The organism is Rhodococcus sp. WY5 (assembly GCF_018588185.1).
Lineage (GTDB): Bacteria > Actinomycetota > Actinomycetes > Mycobacteriales > Mycobacteriaceae > Rhodococcus_F > Rhodococcus_F qingshengii.
This window is the reverse complement of record NZ_JAAMPR010000001.1, coordinates 3,099,174-3,124,264: the sequence shown is the minus strand read 5'-3', so window position 1 is coordinate 3,124,264 and position 25,091 is coordinate 3,099,174. Positions and strand designations below refer to the sequence as shown.

Annotated in this window: 26 protein-coding genes; 12 read left to right on the top strand and 14 right to left on the bottom strand. The window is 63.8% G+C overall.

The window, feature by feature from the left end:
• Nucleotides 1-151: 151 nt before the first annotated feature.
• Both G4D79_RS14720 and G4D79_RS14715 read left to right on the top strand, forming a co-directional pair.
• Nucleotides 152-1,222 carry a magnesium and cobalt transport protein CorA gene (locus tag G4D79_RS14720; RefSeq protein ID WP_007736118.1) on the top strand — a complete coding sequence of 357 codons (1,071 nt, stop codon included), beginning with the start codon at nt 152-154 and terminating at the stop codon, nt 1,220-1,222.
• Between the two features lie 134 nt (nt 1,223-1,356).
• Entirely contained in the window at nt 1,357-1,803 is a 447-nt protein-coding gene (locus tag G4D79_RS14715) for an SRPBCC family protein (RefSeq protein WP_007736117.1), read from the top strand.
• 25 nt (nt 1,804-1,828) lie between these two features.
• Here the strand turns inward: G4D79_RS14715 and G4D79_RS14710 are convergent, their stop codons facing one another.
• Nucleotides 1,829-2,413: a suppressor of fused domain protein gene (locus G4D79_RS14710; protein WP_007736116.1), complete on the bottom strand. Its 585-nt coding sequence runs from the start codon at nt 2,411-2,413 to the stop codon at nt 1,829-1,831.
• Nucleotides 2,414-2,484: 71 nt separating this feature from the next.
• Here G4D79_RS14710 and G4D79_RS14705 point away from each other — a divergent pair, with 71 nt between their 5' ends.
• Together G4D79_RS14705 and G4D79_RS14700 are read left to right on the top strand one after the other, a co-directional pair.
• On the top strand, nt 2,485-3,183 hold the full coding sequence (locus G4D79_RS14705; protein ID WP_042450375.1) for a metallophosphoesterase: 699 nt from the start codon (nt 2,485-2,487) through the stop codon (nt 3,181-3,183).
• Nucleotides 3,173-4,036, top strand: a complete 864-nt coding sequence (locus tag G4D79_RS14700; RefSeq protein WP_003945080.1) for a hypothetical protein — start codon at nt 3,173-3,175, stop codon at nt 4,034-4,036. The genes G4D79_RS14705 and G4D79_RS14700 overlap by 11 nt, the downstream gene beginning before the upstream one ends.
• Here G4D79_RS14700 and G4D79_RS14695 read toward each other — a convergent pair.
• Nucleotides 4,029-5,132 (bottom strand): winged helix DNA-binding domain-containing protein, encoded by a 1,104-nt coding sequence (locus tag G4D79_RS14695; protein ID WP_030536935.1) that lies wholly within the window; start codon nt 5,130-5,132, stop codon nt 4,029-4,031. The two genes, G4D79_RS14700 and G4D79_RS14695, sit on opposite strands and share 8 nt — an antisense overlap.
• Nucleotides 5,133-5,142: 10 nt before the next feature.
• Nucleotides 5,143-6,408 (bottom strand): sensor histidine kinase, encoded by a 1,266-nt coding sequence (locus tag G4D79_RS14690; RefSeq protein ID WP_099697877.1) that lies wholly within the window; start codon nt 6,406-6,408, stop codon nt 5,143-5,145.
• A gap of 126 nt (nt 6,409-6,534) precedes the next feature.
• Here G4D79_RS14690 and G4D79_RS14685 point away from each other — a divergent pair, with 126 nt between their 5' ends.
• Nucleotides 6,535-6,771 carry a hypothetical protein gene (locus G4D79_RS14685; RefSeq protein ID WP_230691567.1) on the top strand — a complete coding sequence of 79 codons (237 nt, stop codon included), beginning with the start codon at nt 6,535-6,537 and terminating at the stop codon, nt 6,769-6,771.
• Between the two features lie 3 nt (nt 6,772-6,774).
• Here G4D79_RS14685 and G4D79_RS14680 read toward each other — a convergent pair whose 3' ends face one another.
• From G4D79_RS14680 to G4D79_RS14655, 6 genes are all read right to left on the bottom strand, one after another.
• Entirely contained in the window at nt 6,775-7,944 is a 1,170-nt protein-coding gene (locus tag G4D79_RS14680; RefSeq protein ID WP_099697857.1) for an ABC transporter ATP-binding protein, read from the bottom strand.
• Nucleotides 7,945-7,948: 4 nt separating this feature from the next.
• Nucleotides 7,949-8,779, bottom strand: a complete 831-nt coding sequence (locus G4D79_RS14675; RefSeq protein WP_003945075.1) for a carbohydrate ABC transporter permease — start codon at nt 8,777-8,779, stop codon at nt 7,949-7,951.
• Between the two features lies 1 nt (nt 8,780).
• On the bottom strand, nt 8,781-9,662 hold the full coding sequence (locus G4D79_RS14670) for a carbohydrate ABC transporter permease (RefSeq protein WP_180279607.1): 882 nt from the start codon (nt 9,660-9,662) through the stop codon (nt 8,781-8,783).
• Between the two features lie 80 nt (nt 9,663-9,742).
• Entirely contained in the window at nt 9,743-11,080 is a 1,338-nt protein-coding gene (locus G4D79_RS14665; RefSeq protein WP_099697876.1) for an ABC transporter substrate-binding protein, read from the bottom strand.
• Between the two features lie 251 nt (nt 11,081-11,331).
• Nucleotides 11,332-11,826 (bottom strand): general stress protein, encoded by a 495-nt coding sequence (locus G4D79_RS14660; RefSeq protein WP_003945065.1) that lies wholly within the window; start codon nt 11,824-11,826, stop codon nt 11,332-11,334.
• A 107-nt stretch (nt 11,827-11,933) separates the two neighbouring features.
• Nucleotides 11,934-12,896: a CoA ester lyase gene (locus G4D79_RS14655; RefSeq protein WP_054187358.1), complete on the bottom strand. Its 963-nt coding sequence runs from the start codon at nt 12,894-12,896 to the stop codon at nt 11,934-11,936.
• A gap of 72 nt (nt 12,897-12,968) precedes the next feature.
• On the opposite strand from G4D79_RS14655, the gene G4D79_RS14650 reads away from it, so the two are divergent.
• The 5 genes from G4D79_RS14650 to G4D79_RS14630 all read left to right on the top strand — a co-directional run bounded on the left by G4D79_RS14650 (nt 12,969) and on the right by G4D79_RS14630 (nt 18,509).
• The gene (locus tag G4D79_RS14650) at nt 12,969-14,255 is read left to right on the top strand and encodes a magnesium transporter MgtE N-terminal domain-containing protein (protein ID WP_003945077.1); all 1,287 of its coding nucleotides are present in this window, start codon (nt 12,969-12,971) and stop codon (nt 14,253-14,255) included.
• Nucleotides 14,252-14,794, top strand: a complete 543-nt coding sequence (locus G4D79_RS14645; RefSeq protein WP_003945067.1) for a DUF1003 domain-containing protein — start codon at nt 14,252-14,254, stop codon at nt 14,792-14,794. Before G4D79_RS14650 ends, G4D79_RS14645 begins: the two co-directional genes overlap by 4 nt.
• Nucleotides 14,795-14,869: 75 nt before the next feature.
• Nucleotides 14,870-16,339, top strand: coding sequence for a lytic transglycosylase domain-containing protein (locus tag G4D79_RS14640; protein ID WP_223304678.1), 1,470 nt, complete (start codon nt 14,870-14,872; stop codon nt 16,337-16,339).
• 145 nt (nt 16,340-16,484) lie between these two features.
• The gene (locus tag G4D79_RS14635; RefSeq protein WP_003945171.1) at nt 16,485-17,348 is read left to right on the top strand and encodes a lytic transglycosylase domain-containing protein; all 864 of its coding nucleotides are present in this window, start codon (nt 16,485-16,487) and stop codon (nt 17,346-17,348) included.
• Between the two features lie 24 nt (nt 17,349-17,372).
• Nucleotides 17,373-18,509 (top strand): Mrp/NBP35 family ATP-binding protein, encoded by a 1,137-nt coding sequence (locus tag G4D79_RS14630; protein ID WP_003945178.1) that lies wholly within the window; start codon nt 17,373-17,375, stop codon nt 18,507-18,509.
• A gap of 64 nt (nt 18,510-18,573) precedes the next feature.
• Here G4D79_RS14630 and tatB read toward each other — a convergent pair whose 3' ends face one another.
• The 4 genes from tatB to sigE form a co-directional block, all read right to left on the bottom strand.
• Complete coding sequence (gene tatB, locus G4D79_RS14625; RefSeq protein WP_003945177.1) at nt 18,574-18,966, bottom strand: Sec-independent protein translocase protein TatB; 393 nt, start codon at nt 18,964-18,966, stop codon at nt 18,574-18,576.
• Nucleotides 18,967-19,040: 74 nt separating this feature from the next.
• On the bottom strand, nt 19,041-20,564 hold the full coding sequence (locus tag G4D79_RS14620; RefSeq protein ID WP_370852746.1) for a trypsin-like peptidase domain-containing protein: 1,524 nt from the start codon (nt 20,562-20,564) through the stop codon (nt 19,041-19,043).
• Nucleotides 20,565-20,594: 30 nt separating this feature from the next.
• Nucleotides 20,595-20,954, bottom strand: coding sequence for a hypothetical protein (locus tag G4D79_RS14615; protein ID WP_003945180.1), 360 nt, complete (start codon nt 20,952-20,954; stop codon nt 20,595-20,597).
• A 52-nt stretch (nt 20,955-21,006) separates the two neighbouring features.
• A complete protein-coding gene (gene sigE / locus G4D79_RS14610; RefSeq protein ID WP_029255812.1) occupies nt 21,007-21,603 on the bottom strand; it encodes an RNA polymerase sigma factor SigE in 597 nt (198 codons plus the stop codon).
• Nucleotides 21,604-21,933: 330 nt separating this feature from the next.
• On the opposite strand from sigE, the gene G4D79_RS14605 reads away from it, so the two are divergent.
• Nucleotides 21,934-22,569, top strand: a complete 636-nt coding sequence (locus tag G4D79_RS14605) for an O-methyltransferase (protein ID WP_007736091.1) — start codon at nt 21,934-21,936, stop codon at nt 22,567-22,569.
• Here G4D79_RS14605 and glgC read toward each other — a convergent pair.
• Nucleotides 22,566-23,780, bottom strand: a complete 1,215-nt coding sequence (glgC, locus tag G4D79_RS14600; RefSeq protein WP_003945185.1) for a glucose-1-phosphate adenylyltransferase — start codon at nt 23,778-23,780, stop codon at nt 22,566-22,568. The genes G4D79_RS14605 and glgC overlap by 4 nt on opposite strands.
• Before the next feature lie 132 nt (nt 23,781-23,912).
• Between glgC and glgA the strand changes: the two genes are divergently transcribed.
• Nucleotides 23,913-25,085 (top strand): glycogen synthase, encoded by a 1,173-nt coding sequence (glgA, locus tag G4D79_RS14595; protein WP_003945186.1) that lies wholly within the window; start codon nt 23,913-23,915, stop codon nt 25,083-25,085.
• The last annotated feature ends 6 nt before the right edge of the window (nt 25,086-25,091 follow it).

Sequence of the window (25,091 nt, the reverse complement as noted above, 5' to 3'; positions counted from 1 at the left end):
ATCGGCAACTTCATCGCGCTCCGGTGGGCGAGCCGGAAGCTGACGTACGATTACGCCGCAGCGGCAGCGCAATTCGATCAGGTGTCGCTGTAGTGCCGTTCCCCTGCCGTTCCACTGCATTACAGACCGAGAAGGAGCGAGCGTGCCAACCATGCCGTCACTGCCGAATTGGTCGAACGGCAAATCGACGCAAGCCGATGCGCCCAAGATCCCCGTTCCGGCAGCCCGCGCGATCGTCGACTGCGCGGTCTACGTGGACGGCGTGCGGTTGCCGGGCAAGTACACGCACCGCGCTGCGTTGGCCGAGGTTCGTAGTCGCGACAACGCGTTCGTCTGGGTGGGCATGCACGCTCCCGACGAAGGTCAGATGCAAGATGTCGCAGCAACTTTCGGACTCCACGAGCTGATGGTCGAGGATGCCGTCCATGCACACGAGCGCCCGAAACTCGAACGCTACGACGACGTCATGTTCCTGGTGCTGCGCACGGTCGTCTACGTACCGCACGAGTCCGTCGCGACGGCGAGCGAGATCGTCGAAACCGGCGAGATCATGGTGTTCGTCGGCCCCGACTTCGTAGTGACCGTCCGGCACGGGGATCACTCCGAACTGGCAAGCGTGCGCAAGTCACTCGAGCAGAACCCCGAGCGCCTCACCATGGGCCCGTTCGCGGTGTTGCACGCGATCACCGACCACGTCGTCGACAGCTATCTCTCCGTCATCCAACTCGTCGAACAGGACGTCGACAGCATGGAAGAGTTGGTGTTCAACCCGCGGAACACCGTTGCCGTCGAGCACATCTACCTGCTCAAACGTGAAATCGTCGAACTACGACGCTCGGTCACTCCACTCGGATTGCCACTGCTCCAGCTGACCCAGCCCGCGGGCGGCCTCGTCCCGAAGGAGATCCGGCGATACTTCCGTGACGTACGAGATCACCACACGATCGTGGCCGAACGTATCTCGGAATACGACGAGGTGTTGAGTTCGCTGGTCGACGCCGCACTCGCGAAGATCGCGGTGCAGCAAAACACCGACATGCGCAAGATCTCCGCGTGGGTCGCTATCGCCGCCGTGCCGACCGGCGTTGCCGGTATCTACGGGATGAACTTCGAGAACATGCCGGAACTCGGTTACAAGTACGGCTATCAGTCCATCCTGTTCCTCATCGCGTCGGTGTGTGTCGGCTTGTTCTTTCTCTTCCGTCGCAACAACTGGCTGTGAACCTCGCACGCTGACTCCCTGTACTTGCCACCGTCGCAGGCGGACAATGGATATGGGTACGCATTTTCATTCCGTTCCCGAAATCCATTTTGCGACAAGCAAATTCAGATCCAAAGAGAAGTGGAGGAGCAACCATGCCTACAGTCGAGCAATCCGTGGAGATCGCGTTGCCACCCAAGGACGTCTGGGAGTACATCGCCGTCGCCGAGAACTGGCCCAACTGGGAGAATTCGATGGTCGAGTGCAAACAGATCACCGACGGCCCGATGGGCGTGGGAAGCCGCTGGCACGGTGTCTCGCGAATCCTGGGCAAGCGTCTCGAGTGGACATCCGAATTCACCGAGTACGACCCACCGAGATCGTCGAAATCGACGTCCGTCGAAAGTCCGGTCAGCTTCTCGCAGACCACGACCTGCGAAGAAGTCGGTGACGGCACTCGGGTCACCTACCGACTCGACAGCGAAAGCGGCCTGGGAGGAGTATTCGGCAAGATGGCCGACCCGATCGTCACGAAAGCATTTTCACGGACGGTTCGGGTAAGTCTCGAGAACTTGGCGGACATCCTCGTGCACGCCGAATGATCTGACGGACAAAGCGCCAGCGCAGCTAGAGCGAGGCAGCGGAACGGTGCGGATCGCGGATGTCGATCCCCGCCTCGGTCCACGCTTCCCTCAGTGCCTCCGCGCCGCGCAGACGCACCCAGGCGGCTTCGGTACCGGTCAGGGGGACCACACCAAGGAAGCGCACCGGGTCGAACGGCTCCGGCAGCGTCAGGTCTTCGATCCCGCTGTCACCGAGAAGCACCGCCGTGAACGCAGTGTCCTTCCACAGCGGCTCGCCCAGGTCCAACAGTGCGTCCTCGAGCAGCACGACGCCTTCGACGGACGGCGCCGCGGCCAGCACCGCGAGCGTCCTGGCCACACCTGACGCCACACCGGTGCCACCGCGCAGCGTGAGTACCAACTCGGCGCGGGGTCCGCGTGTGGGGTCTGCGACCAGTTCGTTGGGGTCGCCCATCGGATGACGCGAGCACCCCAGTGTGACGTAGCGGACCAGGCCGTCGGGTGATTCGAAACGCAGCACGTCCAGCGGTTCGACACCGAGGAACGTCACCGAGGCCGCGGTGGGGTCCGGCCCCTCGATGCTGCTGACGAGATGGGCCCGGACGGAAGATACGACGCTGTCTGACACTCGTCCATCTAAACACCGTGCCCGCGAGGTTCGCAGCGCAGATACCTCGCGGTGGCGGTAGCGTCGTCGAAATGGTCTCCGTTCTCGCTGTCAGCGACGAGACCGTCGAATTCCTGTGGAGCAGTCAAGTTCGTTCACTCGGAGTCGACGTGATCCTGGGCGCGGGCGATCTGCCGTTTGCGTATCTGGAGTACCTGTCTGACCAACTGAATGCGCCTTGCGTGTTCGTTCCCGGAAACCACGACGCCGATCTGTCCGGATATTCGAACAAGAGATCGGGTTGGACGCGGGCCGGGATGCCGGCGCAGTGGCCGGGGCCTACCGGCGCAGTCAACGCCGACGGACGCATCGTGACCGTCGCCGGTCTGCGGATCGCGGGCCTCGGTGGTTCCATCCGATACAACACGGGTCCCAATCAATGGTCCGAGCGCCAGCAGAGCCGACGCGCTCGCTCGCTCGCCTGGCGAAACGCCTGGCAATCGCGGCTTCCCGGCGGCCGGGCGGGCGTGGATGTGCTGCTCACCCACAGTCCCGCCCGCGGTGTCGGCGACGCCGAGGATCGGCCACATCGAGGGTTCGAATGCTTCACGCCTTTGATTCACAACCTCGATCCGACGGTGATGGTCCACGGACACATCCACCCGCACGGGCGAACCCCTCTCGATCTGGAGGTAGGCCGGACTATCGTGCTCAATACCGTCGGCTTCACGCTGATGGAGATTTCCCCAGGTACTCCGCCGACGATCGTGAGGCGCCGACATGGCTCGTGACACCGGATTTCCCACAGCCGACGCGGAAAACGACTTCGCTCGTCAGCGTCGACGTGCCGACGTTGCCCGTCTGGTCAGTTGGCTACGACGCGAACCCGACGACGTCAACGCGATCCTGCCGTTCGACGAGGTTGTCGCAGCTCTGGGCAAGGTCGGCGAGAAGTCTCTGGGGCTGCAGGTCGTCACCATCGAATCAATAGTCGGAAGTGTCGACCGCACAGGTGATTTCGACAGGTACTTCCGTCCGACGTCCACTCACTCGCGCGCTCGTTGGGAGCGACTTGCGGTGGCGCAACGACGCGGCGAATCGGTACCACCTGTTCAGTTGTATCGCGTCGGCTCCATGCATTTCGTGATCGACGGGCACCACCGAGTGTCCATTGCGTGTGCGATGCACCAGAAGACAATCGACGCGTACGTCACCGAGATCATCACGCGTATCTCGCCGGAAGGCATCACTCAGCGCGCTGATCTGCTCATCAAGGATCATCGTCGACTCTTCCTCACCCGCGTTCCGCTGCAGGGTTCACAACGCGAAGCCGTCCAGGTCACCGACCCGTGGGAGTACGCCGAACTCAGTGAGTGTGTGGAGGCGTGGGGTTTTCGGCTCATGCAGGAGAAGGGTGAGTTCCTCGGCCGAGACACCGTCGCCCGCCGCTGGTTCGGCGAGGAGTTTCTGCCCGTCGTGCGAATGCTGCGGGGTGCTGACATGTTGCCCGAGCACACCGACGCCGAGGCCTACTTGTGGATCGCCCGGGAGCGGTACCGACTGGTGCGGCGTCACATGTGGAACGACGAGATCGTGGCCGAACTACGCGATCGAGCACCGCGAAAGCACAAGCCCGCTACGTAGCGACAGCGAACCGCACCTCTCGGTTCGGGATCTTCGGGTGCATGAATTTCAGCAACGCACGCGCTTCCTTCTCGATGGATGCGAGCGCCGTCTTCGGTTGCTGCGCAAACAGAGTCGCGCCCAATTCGACCGTCTCCTTGTCCGGCGTCACCGTCGCGAATCCCACCACCTTTCCGCGCACCAGGATGGCGGGCTTGACGATGCCGTTGACGGTGAAGACGCGAGTTCGGTACTGCTCGTCCATGATTCGCGAGCGGTCGGCGTGCGAGAGCAGGATGTTGTCGAACGGAGCAAGGATTCTGACCGGCGGTGTTCCGGAGGTCGGTCGTGGCGCGTCCGGCAGGTCGAACACCTCGGCCCCTTTCGCGTTGACAAAGGTGATCAAGCCGGGACGTAGCCTCTCGAAGACTTCGGCGAGTCTCGTGAGCCCTGACCATGCTTGCGCATCTTTCACACTGGCGGGCCCGAAGGCCGCCAGATAACGAAGCACCATCGCATCCGGATCCGGCGATGAACTCACTTCCGTGCCAAGCCAATTCTCCAAGGTCGTCAGTGCCGGTACTCCGGATCGTCCCCACAGGCCTCGCGGTGGGACCTGCACCATCGGCAGAAGTCCTCGAACTCCGTGCGCCAGTCCCTCGGCCGCGTGACCGGGAAAGCGCTCTGCCAGTATCGGTCTCATCTGCATCTGGGTGAGCGGCCCGTCCGCTACGAGGTCCCGTCCCGCCCGCGCCAGAGCGTCGAGATCCAACCCGGTGAGCGCCGCACGCTGTGTGCTGTTGGTGTGGAGATCGCGTTCCATGATCGTCTGAACCGTGGCCCGGAAGGGGCCCGCATCCGCGGCCGAGAGAGCAAAAACCGTGCCCCGCATGGCAACCAGCCGCACCACCTGGCGCTTCTCCACAAGGGTGGAGAGGTCTTCTGCTGCAAAGTTCTTCAGCCGCGCCCACAGTGCCAGATAGGGAGGCGTCGGCGCCTGGGCTTGCAGACCCGCCAGGTGCTCGATCGCATCCAACGCGCTGACCTCGGCCCTCCGCAGCAGGAACTGCCTCGCCAGTGTCGCCAGGTTGAGCTCGCGATCGGTGATCAGTGTCATCGACAACTCCTCAGCGCTCGTGGTCGGATTCGGTGACGATCTGGAACGGTATCTCGACTCGCGCGAGGGTTCCGGACGATTCACCCGGCCCGACCGAGAACGAGCCACCCGCAGCAACCACCCGCAACTCGTGCGAGAGCAGCCCTATGTGGCCGGCGGCACGTCGTTCGGCAATCCGATCGGCGCTGATCCCCCGGCCGTCGTCCGAGACCACCAGCACCGCACGGTGGTCCAGCCGTGCGAGCTCGATCCGAACATTGTCCGCGCCGGCATGTTTGACGACGTTGCCAAGGAGCTCTCGGGCGGCACCGAACAAGACTTCGTCCGCGGACGTGCGCAGATCGTCGTTCCAGCCCGAAGTGTCGACGTCGACCACTACTCCGCCGCGTCCCTGCGCCGATCGCGCGAGGTCCCCGATTGCGCGGGCAAGACCCACGTGAACAAGGACAGTGGGATGCAACTCCGAGACGGAGGATCTCAACAGCGTTGTCGCTTCACCGAGCGCTTTCGCGGCTCGCGCCAGGGCGACAGGCTCCGCGCTGTCTGCCAATTCGTCGAGATCCATCCGCGCCGCGAGGACGTACTGGAGCGCCCCGTCGTGCAATTGCTCGGATAGTTCCGTGCGCTCACGCTGCTCCAGCCCCATGAGTTCGGCCAGAAGGCTGGTTCGATGCCCGACGAGGTGCCCGATGGTCAACACGCGCGATCTTTGAATCCGAGTCAGTCCGATTGCGCCTGCGCCCACTCCGGCCAAGGCCATGGTGCTCAGCAGGATCGACGGCCACGGCTCGGAGTTCGAAGTCATCGTTGCCCAGCTGGAAACGAAGAACACCCCGATCGTGCAGGCAACGACGCCGACACACACGTCCGTCCGCAGTTGCGTACACGCAAGAACCGGAATGACGAAGAGCCCGTTGCTCAAGATGTCGGCGGTCCAACTCTGCTCGGCTGCGAGACCGGTCAGCAATGTCAGAGTTGCGAGCACGGCGAGGTCGACGAACAAGCCGAGCCAGATCATCGTCACCGGGCCGGTGCCGCCCTTGCGGATCCACAGCGCCACGGCTGCCGACCAGAGGGCATAGGTGCCCAGAATCGCGAAACACCATCCCGCGTCGTTCATCGGCGGGACGAAAATCAGTGTCAGGGCGATGAACAGCACCAGAGCGCCGCGCACCGTCAGTTGGAGGTACGCACCGCGGTAGGCGTGTTCGCGCATGATCCGCTCGAGGTCCGGGCCACCGGGCAGGTGCTCGGTTCGTACCGAGGATTCGTTCATCTGTCCTCCTGTGCCGCCCATCCCAGTTCCCTGTGAATGAGCTTCGCACACGAGATTTCACAATCAACCCGCAATACCGTGAATGGCACAGCATTCACCGAACCTCGAAACCACGCAGGAGTGCTCATGATCTCGACCCGAGCAAGCAAGCGCCGCATCGCCACTCGATTTGCCGTCGCCGGCGCCCTGGCAGCGGCGCCGATCGCCGTGGTCGCCGGGACAGCGCAAGCCGCCCCGGCCTCCACCCATCACGAACAATTCGGCCGCCTGGTCCCCCTACCCGAGCCGGCCGACGCAGCGCCCGGCCCCGAACAGGTACCGCTCACCTGGGGCGCGACGTATTCGGTCACCTTGCCCGGGTAAAGGTCACAGCAGCAGATTGGCTCCCGTACCGCCGTCGAACACTGCGATCTTGGCGGGATCGAACCACAGATCGACAGACCTGCCCTGGGCCACCGTGGACTCGGACGAGAGCCTGGCAACCAGTTGACCGCCACCAGCGACGGCCGTTCCCGAATCGGCGGCGAGTTCCTCGAGTTCACGAGAATTGACGGCGGGGCCACCAGCGAGGAAATACGCGTACTTGTCCGAACCCATCGATTCCAGCACGTCGACGTCGACGGTGAACGTCCCGCCGTGCGGCTTCTGCGCTGCATCGACCAGCGCCACGTCCTCGAAATGTTCCGGCCTGATACCGACCACGACGTCCTTGCCCGAGCCGCTGCCCGAGGTCTTCGACTGCGCCGCCGCGGGCAGGCGAACATCGCCGATCGGCGTGCTCACACCGTCGGCCGTCAACTGTCCGGGGAAGAAGTTCATGGACGGGGACCCGATGAACCCCGCCACGAACAGATTGTTCGGTCGATCGTAGAGTTCCTGCGGCGCACCGATCTGTTGCACGATTCCGCCGCGCAGCACGACTACCCGATCGCCGAGCGTCATCGCCTCGGTCTGGTCGTGGGTCACGTAAATCGTTGTCGTACCGAGTCGCTGCTGCAGACGGGCGATCTCCGTCCTCATCTGCACGCGCAGTTTGGCGTCCAGGTTCGATAGCGGCTCGTCCATGAGAAACGCCTTCGGGCTGCGCACGATTGCGCGTCCCATCGCGACACGCTGACGCTGACCGCCCGACAGGTTCGCCGGTTTGCGATCGAGATGCTGGGTGAGGTCGAGGACCCGCGCCGCGTCGTCGACCTTGGCGTTGATCTCGTCCTTGGACATCTTCGCCAAGGTCAACGGGAACGCGATGTTCTGGCGCACCGTCATGTGCGGATACAGCGCATACGACTGGAAGACCATCGCGATGTCGCGGTCCTTGGGGGCGCGTTCGTTGACGCGTTCACCCGCGATCCGCAACTCACCGGTCGAAATGTCTTCCAGCCCGGCAATCATGTTGAGAGTCGTGGATTTTCCACAACCGGACGGGCCCACGAGAATGATGAATTCTCCGTCGGCGATGGTGATGTCGACATCACTGACCGCCTTGGCTCCGTCCGGGTACAGCTTGGTCACCTTGTCCAGCACGATCTCGGCCACAGGCTTATCCCTTCACTGCGCCGGAAGTAAGCCCGGCCACGATACGACGTTGGAAGAACAGAACAAAGATGATGATCGGAATGGTGATGACCATGGCGGCCGCGGCGATCGACCCGGTGGGCTCCTCGAATTGTGAAGCGCCGGTGAAGTTTGCGATGGCCGCAGGGGCGGTGATGGAGCGTTCGGTCGACGTCAGCGAAATCGCGAACAACAGGTCGTTCCAGCAGAAGATGAACACCAGGATTCCCGCAGTGACGATGCCGGGCGCGGCCAGTGGAGCCACCACCTTCCGGAACGCCTGCCCCGGCGTCGCGCCGTCCATCTGCGCCGCCTTTTCGAGTTCCCAAGGAATCTCTTTGAAGAACGCCGAGAGCGTGTAGATCGCCAACGGCAACGCAAAGGTGATGTACGGCAGGATGAGTCCGGCCCAGGTGTCGAAGAGCCCGAGCCGTCGTTCGATGTCGAACAGCGGGCTCACCAATGAAATCTGCGGGAACATCGCGATCAGCAGGGCAACAGCCACCAGCAGCTTCTTGCCCGGAAAATCCAGGCGCGCAATCGCGTAAGCAGCCATGGTTCCGATCACCACGGCGATGACCGTCGAGATGAGTCCGATGCCGATGGAGTTGATCAGAGCACTGGTGAAGGCGCTGGTGTCGAAGATTCCTCGGTAGTTGTCCAGGGTCCACTTCTCCGGAATGAACTTGCCGTCCTTGATGGTTCCGGCGGGCTTGAAGGACAGGCTCGCAATCCACAGGACGGGAACCAACGCGTACAGCAAGACCAGAAGGTTGACGACGGACCAGCTGATCTTGAGTCTGGGAGTCACGGTCATGTCAGCGTCCTTCCGTATCGGATCCGGGAGCCGAAGCACCGAAAAGTTTGATGAAGATGAACGCGATCACTGCCACACACACGAAGATCAGCACGCTGATCGCGGATCCGATACCCAAGTTGAATGCCTTGAACAGATTGTCGTAACCCAGAATCGACACCGACCCGGTGTCGTTCGCTCCCTTCGTGAGCACGTAGATGTTGTCGAAGATGCGGAATGCGTCGAGTGTGCGGAACAGCAGAGCGACGAGGATGGCGGGCTTCATCAGCGGAAGGATGATGCGTACCAACCGGGTCCACGCGCCGGCGCCGTCCACCTGAGCCGCCTTGAGAAGGTCATCGGGCACGAGCGCCAAGCCGGCGAGCAGGAGCAGCGCCATGAACGGCGTCGTCTTCCAGACCTCGGCAAGGACGATGATCGCGAGCGACGGGATCTGGTCGGTGAGCGGCGCACTGCCGTCGGGCAGGAGATTGGCGAGGTAGCCGGTCCCCGGCGTCCACGCGTAGTACCAGCTGTATGCCGCCGCGACGGTGACGATGCCGTACGGGATGAGCACAACGGTGCGGACGAGCCCTTTACCCACGATCGTTCGGTGCATCACCAGTGCGATGGTCAGTCCGAGAACGAACTCGATGACGACCGAGACAACCGTGATCGACGTCGTCACCGCGAACGCTTGCCACCAGTAACCGTCGGTCAGCACCGACACGTAGTTGTCGAACCACACGAACTTTCGTTGATCCGGGAAGCGCAGGTCGTAGCGCTGCAAACTCAGCCAAACGGCGTAGAACACCGGATATGCGGTCACCGCGATCATGAGAATCGCGGCCGGGGCCACCAGCCAGAGACCGAGGCGACGCTCGGCCGCCTTTCCGTCGGACATCTTCGTTTTCGCGGAGTGCTTCGGCTCCGGCGATGCCGTCGCGACTGTTGGTGCAGCTCCCGAATTTTCGCTGTCGGTCGTCACGGAATCAGCCCCTCGGAATTGACTGCCTTGCGTACCTGCTCGGCAAGATCGTTCACGGTCGATTCCGGGTCGATGTTTCCCACAGGGTTCAGCGTGGCAGTGATGAGCGTCGAAATACTCTGATAGGCAGGAGAAACCGGACGAACCGAAGCGGTGTCCAGGCTGTCGCGAACCTCACGCCACGCCGGGTACGCCTCCTGGAACGCCGGGTCGTCGTACAGGCTCTCGAGAGTCGGCGGAACGCCACCGGCTACCGCGTTGTTGCGCTGATTCTCCTCGTTACGCAGACAGGTGAGCGCCTCGAACGCGAGGTCCGGATGCTGGCTGGTCTTGGCCACCGCCACGTTGAAGCCGCCGATCGTGACCTCGGCCGGCTTACCCTCGATCACCGAGGGATACGGAGCGGCAAGGAAATTCCGTTCTCCGTTCACCGTGAGCACCGTGTTTCCGGTGTTCTCACTGGTGACGTTGCCCTTGTCGTCGATGTACGGCAGATCGCCCTTCTCGGCGTTCTCCATGATGCCGGGCAGCACGAACGGCCAGTTGACCTGGAAGGCAGATTTGCCGCTCTCCATACCCAGTCGCGACGACGCTTCATCCCCCTGCGAGATCGAGGGATCCGCACCCTTGGCGGTAGCGACGCGCTCCATGACGGTCAGCGCCTGCTGGGCAGCATCACCGTCGGCCACCGTCACGGTTGTTCCGTCCGGCCCCACCACCGATCCGCCGGCACTGGCGAGAAGGGTGTTGAACCAGACCATCAATCCTTCGTACTGCTTGCCCTGCACACCGATCCAGCTGGGGCGCCCCTCCGCGGCCAGGCCTTCGGAGATGTCGATCATCTGATCCCAGGTTTGGGGTGGTTGCCCGTCCGGCATCAAATCCTTTCGATACCAGAGCAATTGGGTGTTGGTGTTCAATGGTGCCGCATAGAGCTGGTCCTGCCACTTCGCCGACTCCAGCGGACCCTCGAGCGTCCCGTTGCTGACCTCGGCCGCCACGTCGTCAGGAAGCGGCAATGCCCATCCCGCTTCGGCGAATTCGGCAGTCCACACCACGTCGAGCGTCATCAGATCGAGTGACTTGTCATTGCCGGTCAGACGCCGGGCCAACTGAAGTCGCTGGTCGTCGGCACCCTTGGGCAGAGTTTTCTGCTCGACCCGGTACGCGCCGTTCGACGCCGCCGAACAATTGGCGGCGGCCTCCGCATACTGCTCGGCGCCGTCGGCAGCGGTGTAGAAGGACAGCACCACGCCGTCGTCATTGTCCGATCCGCACGCACTGAGCAAGGGCGCCAACAACAATGTTGCCGCGCCCAGCAGCCCCGCCCGCAATTTCTTCTTCTGTCCCGCCCGCGATCTCTCGTTCTGCCCCGCCCGCGATCTCTTGTTCTGCACAGCCGTCCTCCTCGGGCGGCGAGACGGCGCAGTCGTTACGGCTGGCCGACGCACCACACATCGGCACTTTTGCCGGAGAAGGGACCTATTTCCTTGTCCGGCAAACGGTCACGGGAAGCGAGTACTACCTCGCCCGCGTGTACATAACGTAACCGAGATCACACAAGTTGGCAGCCCGAGCGAGAATGTCAGATGGCGAGCTTGGCGAGCAGGTCGCGCGCCGACTCCGCCGTCTTGGGCTCACACAGTACGTCGTAACGTCCGGCGACCAACTGCATCGTCGAGGCGAAGTCCCGCTGCCCACGCGTCGCGGCGTACGGAATCGTCGTGGAGATGACACCGAAGATGATGCCGCCCACGATGCCCGCGATCAGCGGAGCGAGGAAACCACCGGTGACGATTCCGAGCACCAGGCCGAAGAAGACACCGAGCCAAGCACCGGAGACGATGCCGCCACCGATCACCTTGGCCCACGTCAACCGACCGAGAACTCGCTCGACCTGCATCAGGTTCACGCCGACGATCGTGACGTCCTGAACCGGGAATTCCTGATCGGAGAGGTAATCGACTGCGCGCTGCGCCTCGGCGTAGGTGGGGTACGACCCGATGGGCCATCCCGAAGGCGGTGTCGGCAACGCTCCACGGCGCGACCCATTCGACGATTGACCGAGCGGATTGGACATGGCTGGCTGCGCTCCTCTTTTCGGGCACGTCATCCACGCGGATGACGCAAGTACATCTACCCCCTATTGTGCCCTTTACAGACCTGATTCGTTCGGCTATGCGAGCGTCAGGCGTGTTCGGGCGGCGTGAATTCCGACGTGCGCGCCATCCCCGCGGCGCGACCCTTGGCCGAAATCACCAGTGCCATCTTGCGACTCGCCTCGTCGATCATCTCGTCGCCGAGCATGACCGCGCCCCGCCCTCCCCCGGCAGCCGAGGTGTGGAACGCGTACGCGTCCAAGATGAGTTCCGCACGGTCGTAATCGGATTGGCGCGGACTGAACACCTCGTTGGCCGCCTCGATCTGCGTGGGGTGCAGAACCCACTTGCCGTCGAAACCGAGCGCTGCCGTTCGCGCAGCCGACCGAGTGAAAGCCTCGACGTCGCGGATCTGCAGGTACGGCCCGTCGATGGCCTGGACGCCGTGCGCCCGCGCGGCCATCAAGATGGTCATCAGGATGTGGTGATACGCGTCACCGCGGTCGTAGCCGTCCGGTTGCTCACCGACGACCAGAGTTCGCATGTTCAAGCTCGCCATGAAGTCGGCCGGGCCGAACACGAGCGCCTCGACGCGGGGACTCGCGGTGGCGATCGCGTCGATGTTGGTCAAGCCGATCGCGTTCTCGATCTGCGGTTCGATCCCGATCCTGCCGACCTCGAGACCGTTGGCCTTCTCGACCTGCGTCAACAACAAATCGAGCGCCTGGACGTGACTCGCATCGGGAACCTTGGGCAGCAGAATGGCGTCCAGATGCGCTCCGGCGCGGCCCACCACCTCCACGACGTCGGCATACGTCCATTCGGTGGTCCAGTCGTTGACCCGGACGACCTTGACCTGTTTGCCCCACCCGTCCTCGGCCAACGCGTCGCCGATCGACTCCCTGGCCGCCTGCTTCGCCAGCGGCGCCACCGCATCTTCGAGGTCGAGAAAGATCTCGTCGGCGGGCAATCCCTTCGCCTTGTCGATCATCTTCCGACTGCTGCCGGGAACTGCCAATACCGATCGACGGGAACGGTTGCGTGAAGTCATTGCGGACTGCCCTTCTCGATTTTCGGTGGCGCCGTTGCAGATTTTGACGCTGGACGAATTAGCCTTGCAATCATGGCAGCAGCAGGCAAGGTATTTGCAGCCAGGCTTGCCGGCCTGGTTGTACTCGGCCCAGACGGCGAATCGATCGGTCGTGTGCGCGACGTCGTCATCACGGTCCGCATCGGACGCCAGCAACCCCGCGTTCTCGGTCTGGTGATCGAAATGTTCACGCGCAAACGCATTTTCGTTCCGATGTTGCGTGTGACAGCAATCGAACCGAGTGCAGTCACCCTCACCACCGGTAACGTCAGTCTGCGGCGCTTCAACCAGCGCCCGGGCGAAGTGCTCGCTCTGGCGCAGGTACTCGATTCGCATGTGCGCGTGGACGACCCGGAACTCGAGGAGCTTCACGGCGTCGACACGATAGTCGTCGATCTCGGAATCGAATCGACGCGGACGCGAGACTGGGTGGTCTCCAAGGTCGCGGTTCGCGGCCATCGCGGACGCCTCGGTCGACGCGCGGCGATTCACATCGTCGACTGGCAGCACGTCGCCGGCCTCACCCAGAGCGATCTCTCACTCCCCGGCCAGGGCGTAGCTCACCTGCTTCTCCAGTACGAAGGCATGCGACCCGCCGATGTGGCCAACGCCATGCGCGAACTGCCGGAGAAGCGCCGCCACGAACTGGCCGTGGCGCTCGACGACGAACGCCTCGCCGACGTCGTGCAGGAACTGCCGGCGGACGACCAGACCGATCTGCTGATGCACCTGGAAGTCGAACGCGCCGCCGATCTACTCGAAGCGATGGATCCCGACGACGCCGCCGACCTGTTGGGCGAGCTGCCCGAAACCGAGGCCGAGTCACTGCTTCAGTTGATGGACCCGCAGGATTCCGAACCTGTTCGACGCCTGCTCGAGCATTCCCCGGACACTGCCGGTGGTCTGATGACGCCCGAACCGGTGGTACTGACGGCCTCGACGACGGTCGCGGAGGCCCTTGCCCGCGCCCGCAACTACGACGTGACCCCGGCGCTGTCGAGCATGGTCTTCGTCGTACGTCCGCCGACGGCGACTCCGACCGGGCGGTATCTCGGCTGCGTCCACTTGCAGAAGCTTCTCCGCGAGCCTCCCGCCAGCCTGGTAGGCGGACTACTCGACACCGACATGCCCCGGTTGGCCCCGGACGACTCGTTGGCGTCGGTCACCCGATATTTCGCGACGTACAACTTGGTATGCGGGCCGGTCGTGGACGACGAGAACCACCTGATCGGGGCCGTGACGGTCGACGACGTGCTCGATCACCTCCTGCCGGAAGACTGGCGTGAGGATTACTCCGACGACGAGGAACTACTCCGATGAGCGAACGGGCGTCGAGCACGACCGCACGGCAACGACTGGAAACGCCCCGCGGAAGCCGCCGGTTCAATCTCGATTTCGACGTCGAAGCTGTCGGGCGCGTCAGTGAACGCATCGCCCGCTTCCTCGGCACCGGGCGTTATCTCGCAATCCAGACGATCATCGTGATCGTCTGGATCCTGATCAACGTGTTCGCGGTGGCCCTGCAGTGGGACCCGTACCCGTTCATCCTGCTCAACCTGGCCTTCTCCACCCAGGCCGCCTACGCGGCGCCGCTGATCCTGCTGGCCCAGAACCGTCAGGAGAACCGCGACCGGGTCTCGCTCGAGGAGGACCGCTCACGCGCCGAGCAAACCAAGGCGGATACCGAATTCCTCGCCCGAGAACTCGCAGCTCTGCGTATCGCCGTCGGCGAGGTTGCCACCCGCGACTACCTGCGACGGGAGCTCGAGGAGATCAAGTCGATCCTTGCTGCCGACGGCGAACCGACCCCGAAGAAGAAGCACCGTGACTCGAATACTGCGAAACAAAGTCACAACTAGCTGAGCGTTCGCTGAGTTTTGCTGCACGCACCGTGACCGATATGTAACGTAAGTCACAGCAATATGGATATCACGGTGGGTACTCCGGAGCGGGAGCGCCAGCAAAGGGGAATCGTGCGAGTACGCGGAATGATTGCAGCATCCACACTGGTGGGGGGACTGCTCGTCGTCACAGGTCCAGCGGCCCTCACTGCCGGAAGCGCACCGACCGGAGGGTCACAGGTTCCGATCGCACTGGCGGGCTCCGCCTCGATTGCGCAGCCGGACTCTGTCGACTTCCTCCCGACGCCCCGCACGGTCCGAACGCAAAGATCGGCCCCGCCCAGCGATACGGTCGCCGGCGCCCCGGCAGCGCCCAACGCTGCGGCCGTCGTCCTCACCTCTCTGGGCATCCCCGAGATCGTCCTGAACGCGTACCGCTCCGCGGAGCTGGTGATGATGACCGAGGCACCGGGATGCGGAATCCCCTGGCATCTTCTGGCCGGCATCGGACGCATCGAATCCGGTCACGCCAACGGCGGCAAGACGACCTCGGTGGGTACGACGGTCACCCCGATCCTCGGCCCCGTCCTCGATGGACGGCTGGCAGGCAACGAAGTCATTCGGGACACCGACAAGGGCGCAATCGACGGCGACCCCACTCACGACCGCGCCGTCGGGCCGATGCAGTTCATTCCGGCCACCTGGGCCGGATATGCCAGCGACGGCAACGGGGACGGAATCAAGGACCCCAACAACGTCTTCGATGCGGCGCTCTCGGCAGCGAAGTACCTCTGCAGCGGCGGACTCAACCTGCGCGATGTCGCCCAGGAGACCAAAGCTGTTCTGCGATACAACAACTCGGCCGCTTACGCAGCAAACGTGATCATGTGGTCGACGGCATACAAGAACGGTGTCATTCCTTCCGGTCAGCTGCCGTACACCTCGGGCATCAACACCGGCAGCTCCGCGATCAACGCCGCCGCCTCGGCAGACTCCGCCGCTTCGGCCGTACTCGCAGCGGCTGCGGCTACCGATCCGGCGGCCGGCGACAAGGAATCAGCGTCGACGACGCCGACCCCGACCACCACTCCCCTCTTCCCGGGTCTGCCGGACATGCCTGCACTCTCACCCGAGATCCAGGCACTGATCCCGCCGGGCGTCATGCCGACCAGCCCCGCTCCGGGACCCAACGCCGCCCGGAACGCAGCTCCCGGTCCGATCATCCCGCTCCCCGTCCTCACCTCACGGGGTCTCGTGTGGCCGATTCTGACGGCCGAGGGATGGCGCTGGCCCGACGATATGTGTGTGATCCTTCCGGACCCCGCAGCCCTCGACGCCTTGCAGGACGGCATCCTTCTGCCGTGCACGATCCCGGGCATGGCAGTGGCCGCCACGGCACCCGCCACCACCGACGCGGCTCCCGCGGAATCCTCTCCACCCGCCGCCCCCTCTCCGGAGCCCGCACCGGCACCGGCACCCGCACCCGCACCGGAGCCCGCTCCGGCCCCGGCTCCGGCATTCGTGCCGTTCTTCCCGGGCCTGCCCGGCATGCCCGCTCTGTAACCGAAAAATCACGAAAGAACAGTGCATATGCCCCAAACTGCCCTTCTAGATCACGGTTGAATAACGGAAACGCAACAAATCAGGTAGCCTCGACTCCGTCAGTTGAACGGAAAACCTCCTCGCGGAGGTTCAGGAGGCATAAACAGTGGGTCGGCACAGCAAGAAGACAGATTCGCACATCCGTCGAAATTCGGTCATCGCGCTCACCGGACTCATCCCTATCGGACTCGTCACCGCAGCCAACACGGCCGGCGCCGCTCCCAAGGTCCCGTTCTTCAACACCAGCTCCGCCGAAACGGTGGACACCGCCGCACAAGCCACGCAGGAACCGCAGGCGCAGATTCTGCCCGCCGTCGAAGCAATCGCCGAGCCGGCTCCCGCCCCCGCGCCGGAACCCGCGCCGCTGGCTCCCGTGCAGGCAACTCCCCCGCTCCCCGCCTCGATGGCCGAGGGCGCACTCGGAATCCCGAGCGTGAGCGTCGCCGCCTACCAGAACGCCGAGCGAATCCTCGCTGTCGAGAAGCCCAACTGCAACATGCACTGGACGCTCCTCGCCGGTATCGGCCGCGTCGAATCCGGCCACGCCAACGACGGCAAGGACGCCGACGCGAACGGCAACCTCTACAAGCCCGTGATCGGCCTGCCACTCAACGGCAGCCTCCCCGGCCAGGCCGTCATCATGGACACCGACGGCGGCGCCCTCGACGGCGACACCGTCTACGACCGCGCAGTCGGCCCGATGCAGTTCATCCCGTCCACGTGGAACCAATACGCCGGTGACGGCAACGGTGACGGAATCGCCGACCCGCAGAACCTTTTCGACTCCGCACTGACCACCGGCAAGTACCTGTGCGACGGCGGACTCAACATGCAGGACGTCACGCAGGTTGCCTCCGCGATCCACCGCTACAACAACTCGGCCGCCTACGTCGCCAACGTTCTGGCCTGGTCGCTCGGGTACTCCACCGGCATCGTGCCCGCCGCATCGGACCTGCCGCGCATCCACTGACCTACCTGGACTTACCATGGAGTCATGTCTGTACTGACCGAGTCCGACGTTCGCTCCGCGCTCGCGCGAGTTCTGGACCCAGAGATCCGCAAACCCATCACCGAACTGGGGATGGTCAAGGGGATCTCCCTCTCCAGTGACAACAGCGTCGACATCGGCATCTATCTCACGACCGCCGGCTGCCCGATGCGCACCGAGATCACCGAACGCGTCACCAAGGCCGTCGCCGACGTCGCCGGGGTCGGTGCGATTCGCGTCGAACTCGACGTCATGGACGACGCTCAGCGAACCGAGCTCCGCAAGTCGCTTCGCGGCGATTCCGCCGAGCCCGTCATCCCGTTCGCCCAGCCAGGTTCACTCACCCGCGTCTACGCCGTGGCCTCCGGCAAGGGCGGAGTCGGAAAGTCCAGTGTGACAGTCAATCTCGCGGCAGCAATGGCCGCGCGCGGACTGTCCGTGGGTGTACTCGACGCGGATATCTACGGCCACTCGATCCCCCGCATGCTCGGCACCGACGCCAAGCCCACTCAGGTCGAGCGCATGATCATGCCGCCCGTCGCCCACGACGTGAAGATGATCTCCATCGCGCAGTTCACCCAGGGCAACACACCTGTCGTCTGGCGCGGACCGATGCTGCACCGCGCGCTCCAGCAGTTCCTCGCCGACGTGTTCTGGGGCGATCTGGACGTGCTGCTGCTCGATCTGCCGCCCGGCACCGGTGACATCGCCATCTCTGTGGCTCAGCTCATCCCGAGCGCCGAGATCCTGGTCGTCACCACACCGCAGCAGGCTGCTGCCGAGGTCGCAGAGCGCGCGGGCGCGATCGCCCTGCAGACCCGCCAGCGCGTCGCCGGCGTCGTCGAGAACATGTCCTGGCTCGAACTTCCCGACGGCACCCGTATGGACGTCTTCGGCGAAGGCGGCGGGCAGACCGTCTCCGATCGCCTCACGAAGGCCGTCGGCGCCAAGGTTCCGCTTCTCGGACAGATCCCGCTGGATCCGTCCGTCCGCGAGGCAGGCGACGCCGGGACGCCGATCGTCCTCAGCGCTCCCGATTCACCCGCAGCCATCGCACTCAAGGACATCGCCGACAAGTTGGCCGTCCGTCAGCGCGGGCTGGCCGGAATGTCGCTCGGTATCAACACGGTTCGCAACCTGTAGAACCCCCTCATACGGAAGGGCGCCTGTCACCGATCGGTGACAGGCGCCCTTGCGTATGTCGAATCTAGGTGGCGTCGAAGTCCACAGGAGGACGTTCGCCGGCGGTGAGTGGCTTGTCCTTCGACAGCGTCTTCGGCTCCTGCACTCCGCTCTGCGGCTTCTTGTCGAAGTTGCCCGTGAAGATGGAGTCGTCGCCGTCGAGGAGGTGCTGGGTGATCACAGCGCGCGGCGTCATTCCGCGCAGCTTGTTCAGATCTGCGAGCGGTTTACGCAGATCCTCGAAATCGGTGCCCAGTTCTTCCTTGAGCTGATTGGAAGCGCCCGAAGCATATTCGCGCACCTGCCTCAGGGATTTCGTGACCCAGGAGACCGCACCAGGAAGCCGCTCAGGTCCCAAGATGACCAGAGCCGCTACGAGGAGGATCATGAACTCGCCCCAACCGATGTTGCCAAACACAGGGTCAGCCTACTGTGTGCTCGCTCGGTGCGCGCATGTCCGGATCAACCTCACAGGAAGATCGCAGGGGCCGATCAGTCCGACACCGGCGTGACCGAAATGTCGACCTGCCGTCCGTCGCGGATCAACTGAACGTTGACGGGTTGGTCGACGGTCGTCGCGTTGACCGCAACCACCAATTCGTCGGCGCTTGTCACCGGTCGGTCACCGACCTTGACGATGACGTCCCCCTCGACGATCCCCGCACGTTGAGCGGGGCTGCCGTCGCGGACATTGGCCACTGCCGCACCACTGGTCGCGTCGTTGACCGCGGTGCGGGCATTCACGCCGATGTCGGGGTGATGAACCTTGCCGTCGCGGATGATGGTCTGCGCCACCTCGGTCACCGTGTCGATCGGAATCGCGAAGCCGAGCCCGACCGAACCGCCGGACTCACTGAGCATTGCGGTGTTGATGCCGATGACGCGGGCTTCGTCGTCGACGAGCGCACCACCGGAGTTGCCGTGGTTGATCGCCGCGTCGGTCTGGACGGCGTCGATGACGGCGTTGGTGTCGGTGCCTTCACCCGACAACCGCAGAGGCCGGTTCAGTGCACTGACGATTCCGCGGGTGACGGTCTTGCTCAATCCGAGCGGTGAGCCGACGGCGACGACGTCGTCGCCCACCTGAACATCCTCGGATTTTCCGAGCTGAGCGACCGTCAGATTGTTCGCCGACACCTTGAGCACTGCGAGGTCTGTCTTGACGTCACGTCCGACGATCTGGGCGTCGGTCTTGGTTCCGTCGGAGAAGATCACCTGGATCTTCGCGTCCTGAGCGGGCGGAACGGCCGAGGAGATCACGTGGTTGTTGGTGACGATGTATCCGGCGCCGTCGATGACCACACCGGAACCCGTGCTGCCCTGGTCGCCGACGGCGACCTGAATCGACACCACTGATGGCAGTACCGCGTCGGCGACCTTCGCCACCTGAGACTCCGGCTGTTCCCCACCGCCGGATTGAACGAGCGTGACACGTGAGCTGGTGAGTGAACTGCGATCGGCAGTGATGACAGTGGCAAGCAACCCACCGACGAGAGCGATGACAAGCGCCATGCCCGCAAGCGCGGCCAGTGCCGAGGGGGCGACCTTCCGACCGAACAACAGCTCACGCACGTCGAGTTTCTGGGCGGGAGGCAACTGCACCGGCGCCTCGGACTCTGCGGGCTTGCCGAGCGAGACGGCGGATTCAGGATCACGCCACGGATCACGCGGCGGTTCTTCGTCGGGCGTGTTGTTCGCCGTCGCATCGGGATCGCGACCGATGGACTCGGTGGCGTCTGCGGGTCGACCGAACGCTTCGGCCAGAACCGGGTCCGGAGTCCCGATCACGACATCGGAGGACGGAGTCGATCGCGCGGCCACCGGAGTGAACGAGCCCTCGACTCCACTCGGCCGACCGAACACCTGGCGCGAGGCCGGATCGATCTGGGGTCGATAGACCGGACGGGGGTCGAGAACCGGCGCATCTGCCGGTCTGTCCACCGAACCGTTTGCCGAAGAATCCGAACTCACTCCGGAGTGCCCCCTTTTTCCGTCAGTCACATGGTCCAGTATCACTGATCCGCGCCGGGAAGCTGGCGCGCGGCGTCATTTGCGCCAGCGACGGGACAACCTCTTGCTGATGGTGGAGAAGCCGGCGGGTTGATTACCGACGGAACTGTCGGCGTTTTCCGAATTCGGCCCGGTAGTCGGACTGTTGCACGAAGGAATCTGGCTGAGAAGTCCCACCAGGGACAACGGCATCGTCATCTCGCCGCTTCGACGCAGCGCACCACGTGCCTGCTGCTGAGCATCGACGGCCGCAGCGCACTCGGCACAGATCGAGATGTGATGCGAGGCCCGCAAGTAGGCCTGCATTCGGAGTTCTCCGTCGACGTAGGCAGCGATTGCCTCGCTGGCCAGATGTTCGGTCGAACCGAACTGGCGATGTGCCCGCGCCTCCGTCATTCGTCCCTCCAGGTGATTGACCACGTCCCGCTCTGTAGCTCGAACCCGACCGTCAGAAACCGACGAGTTCGGATTCGGCTGCGCGCTGCGCTGCCAGATGATCACGAATCGCCTGTCGCCCACGATGGATACGGCTACGAACCGTTCCGAGCTTCACTCCCAGTGTGGCACCGATTTCCTCGTACGACAGACCTTCGATGTCACAGAGCACGACAGCGGCACGAAATTCAGGTGCGAGTGAGTCCAGTGCGGCCTGCAGACCTGCGTCGAGGCGCGCGTCGTGGTAGATCTGCTCGGGGTCCGGACCGGGCGAGGGAACGCGGTCGTAGTCCTCGGGCAGCGCTTCCATACGGATGCGATTGCGTCGGCGAACCATGTCGAGGAACAGGTTTGTGGTGATGCGGTGCAACCAGCCCTCGAAAGTTCCGGGCTGATAATCGGAGAGCGAGCGGAACACCCGGATGAAGGTGTCCTGCGTCAAGTCCTCGGCGTCCTGGGCATCGCCTGACAACCGGTAGGCCAGGCGGTACACCCGGTCACCGTGCTGACGCACGAGTTCGTCCCAAGACGGCATGGAGGACTTCTCACCAGTTGCATCGAACACAGCAGTGCCGATCAATTCGGAATCCACAGCCGATTCCGTCGTCAAAACTTCCGACTCTCGAGGGCGAGGCTCGTCGTTGACCTGGTAAATAAGTTGATCCTCCTGCTCGGGATCGCGTAGTTCGATCACCGCGTTGTCCGAATCACGTGATGCGCGATATTCGGGAGAACCAGCCGTTGCTGTGATTTGTTCCCGATCACCGAGCTGCGAAAGACCAACTTGGTAGAAATCGATACCGCCGTGCGATCTTCGATCCGGCGATGTATACACCTTTTCTCATCGCGGTGTGCACGCCATATGAGGAGCCTGAGGGATTCCTGAGAATCCTGGTGACTGCGCGCCTTGCAGCGACAATCCGAACCGCCCGATAACCTCATGAGCGTGACCCACGCCGAACAGATACTCCGCCACGTCGAGGACGTAGTTTCCGAGGACGAGATTTTGACCGCGGCGCGAGATCGAGCGCTGGATCTCGGAGCCCATCCGGTGACGCCCGCCGTCGGCGCGACCCTCGCGATGTTCGCGAGGATGCTCGACGCGAAGACGGCCGTCGAGGTAGGTACCGGAGCCGGCGTGAGCAGCCTGTGGCTTCTGCACGGCATGCGCGACGACGGCGTCCTGACCACGATCGACAGCGAACCCGAACATCAACGAGCAGCCAAGCTGACCTTCCGCGAAAGCGGAATCGCTCCGGCACGCACTCGCCTCATCAACGGACGGGCTCTCGACGTGCTTCCCCGGCTCGCGGACGGCGGCTACGACCTGGTGTTCGTCGACTGCGCCGCGATCGACCACCCGCACTACGTCCGCGAAGGTGTCCGCCTGCTGCGCTCCGGCGGTGTCATCGTTCTGCACAACGCCCTGGCCGACGGCCGCGTTGCCGACAGCTCCGCACGCGACGCGACAACGGTTGCGGTCCGAGAAGCGGCAAAGGCCGTGACCGAGGACGAGCGACTCATTCGAGTCCTCCTCCCCCTCGGTGACGGCCTCCTCTGCGCGAGCAAGCTCTAGATCCAGACGCCCTTACCGATGGCGACGACGCCACCCTGACTGACGGCAAATCGTTCGCGGTCACGTTCGAGATCGACGCCGATGATTTCGCCGTCACCGACGACGACGTTCTTGTCGAGGATCGCTCGCCGTACGACGGCACCCTTGCCGATGCGCACACCCGGCATCAGCACGCTGCCCTCGACGGTCGCACCGTCCTCGATCATCACGTTGGAACTGAGTACCGAATTGCGCACGGTCGCAGCGGACAGGATCGACCCCGCACCGACGACCGATTCCTGCGCGAGTCCGCCCTTCACGAACTTTGCGGGCGCGAGATTCTCGGTGGCGCCGCGGATGGGCCAGCGACGGTTGTAGAGATTGAAGATCGGGTGCACCGACACCAGGTCCATGTGAGCGTCGTAGAAGGCGTCGAGGGTACCGACGTCACGCCAGTAGCCGCGGTCTCGATCGGTGGCGCCGGGAACGACGTTGTCCTTGAAGTCGTAGACCGACGCCTCACCCGCGGCGACCAAGGCGGGAATGATGTCTCCGCCCATGTCGTGATCGGAATCGGAATTCTCTGAATCAGCGCGGATGGCGTCCACGAGTACCTTGGTGGTGAACACATAGTTACCCATGGACGCGAACGTCGAATTGGGGTCGTCCGGTGTCCCGGGAGGATGGGCGGGCTTTTCCAGGAACTGGGTGATGCGTCCGGACTCGTCACTGTCGATGCAGCCGAAAGCAAAAGCCTCACTTCGCGGTACACGAATACCCGCGACCGTCACGCCTGCCCCGGATTCGATGTGGTGCTGAACCATCTGTTCCGGATCCATCCGGTACACGTGGTCGGCACCGAAAACCACGATGTACTCGGGGTCCTCGTCGTAAACGAGATTGAGCGACTGCAGGATTGCGTCGGCACTGCCGGTGTACCAGCGCGGCCCGAGCCGCTGCTGGGCCGGGACCGGGGTGATGTACTCACCCGCGAACCCGGACAATCGCCACGTCTGCGAAATGTGGCGGTCGAGTGAATGTGACTTGTATTGCGTCAACACACAAATACGCAGATATCCCGCGTTGACAAGGTTGCTCAACACGAAGTCGATAAGTCGATATGCACCTCCGAAGGGCACTGCGGGCTTCGCTCTGTCCGCGGTCAGCGGATACAAGCGTTTGCCCTCGCCCCCGGCGAGCACGATTCCAAGCACATGCGGCTGGCTTCTCACACCGCTAACCTATCCGCACTGGTGAACTCCCGCTAGCGAAGCAGTCCGAGAGGTCCGATCGTGTCCCCCTCCGAACGGCCGGGGATAACGTGATCGGTAGCCGGATCGACCACGGGCGGTTAGGTTTAGCGCGTGCGAGTCGCGATGATGACCAAGGAATACCCGCCGGAGATCTACGGCGGCGCAGGAGTACACGTAACCGAGCTCGTCGCTCAGATGAAACGGCTGTGCGAGGTCGACGTGCACTGCATGGGCGCCCCGCGCGAAGGCGCGATCGTCCACTCTCCCGACCCCGCTCTCGCCGGATCCAACCCGGCCCTGACGACGCTCTCCACCGAACTGCGCATGGCGGACGCCGCGGCCGGTGTCGACATCGTCCACTCCCACACCTGGTACACCGGACTGGCCGGGCATCTCGCGTCGGCTCTCTACGACGTGCCGCACATCCTCACCGCGCACTCACTCGAGCCCAGACGCCCGTGGAAGGCCGAACAGCTAGGCGGCGGCTATCGGATCTCGTCGTGGTCCGAACGCAACGCCGTCGAGCACGCAGACGCGATCATCGCCGTCAGTTCCGGTATGCGACTCGACGTCCTCGACGCGTATCCCGCTGTCGATCCGAGTCGCGTTCACGTAGTGCGCAACGGAATCGACACCGAGGTATGGCATCCCGGGGGATCTGCGCCGGGAGCACAGTCCGCACTCGCGTCGATCGGCGTCGACCCGGCGAAACCCATCGTGGCCTTTGTCGGACGCATCACGAGGCAGAAGGGCGTCGGGCACCTCGTCGCGGCAGCCCACCACTTCGACCCGGAGATTCAGCTCGTGCTGTGCGCCGGCGCTCCCGATACGCCGGAGATCGCCGCCGAGACGGAGAAGGCGGTGGCCGAACTCGCCCGGCACCGGGGCAATGTCTACTGGGTGCGCGAGATGCTCCCGACCGAGCAGATCAGGGAAATACTTTCGGCAGCAACGGTATTCGTCTGCCCTTCGGTGTACGAACCCCTCGGGATCGTCAATCTCGAAGCCATGGCGTGTGAGACCGCCGTGGTCGCTTCCGACGTCGGCGGCATCCCCGAGGTGGTCGCCGACGGCGTCACCGGTCGACTCGTGCACTACAACGCCTACGAGCCGAACGCATTCGAGGAATCGCTCGCGGCCACCGTCAATGCCGTTGTCGCCGACCGAGAAGGCGCCGACGCGATGGGTCGTGCGGGCAGGATCCGTGCGATCGACGAGTTCTCCTGGGCCGAAATCGCCAAGCAGACGCTCGAGGTCTACGCGGACGCCGTCACGAGACGCTGATCCGCG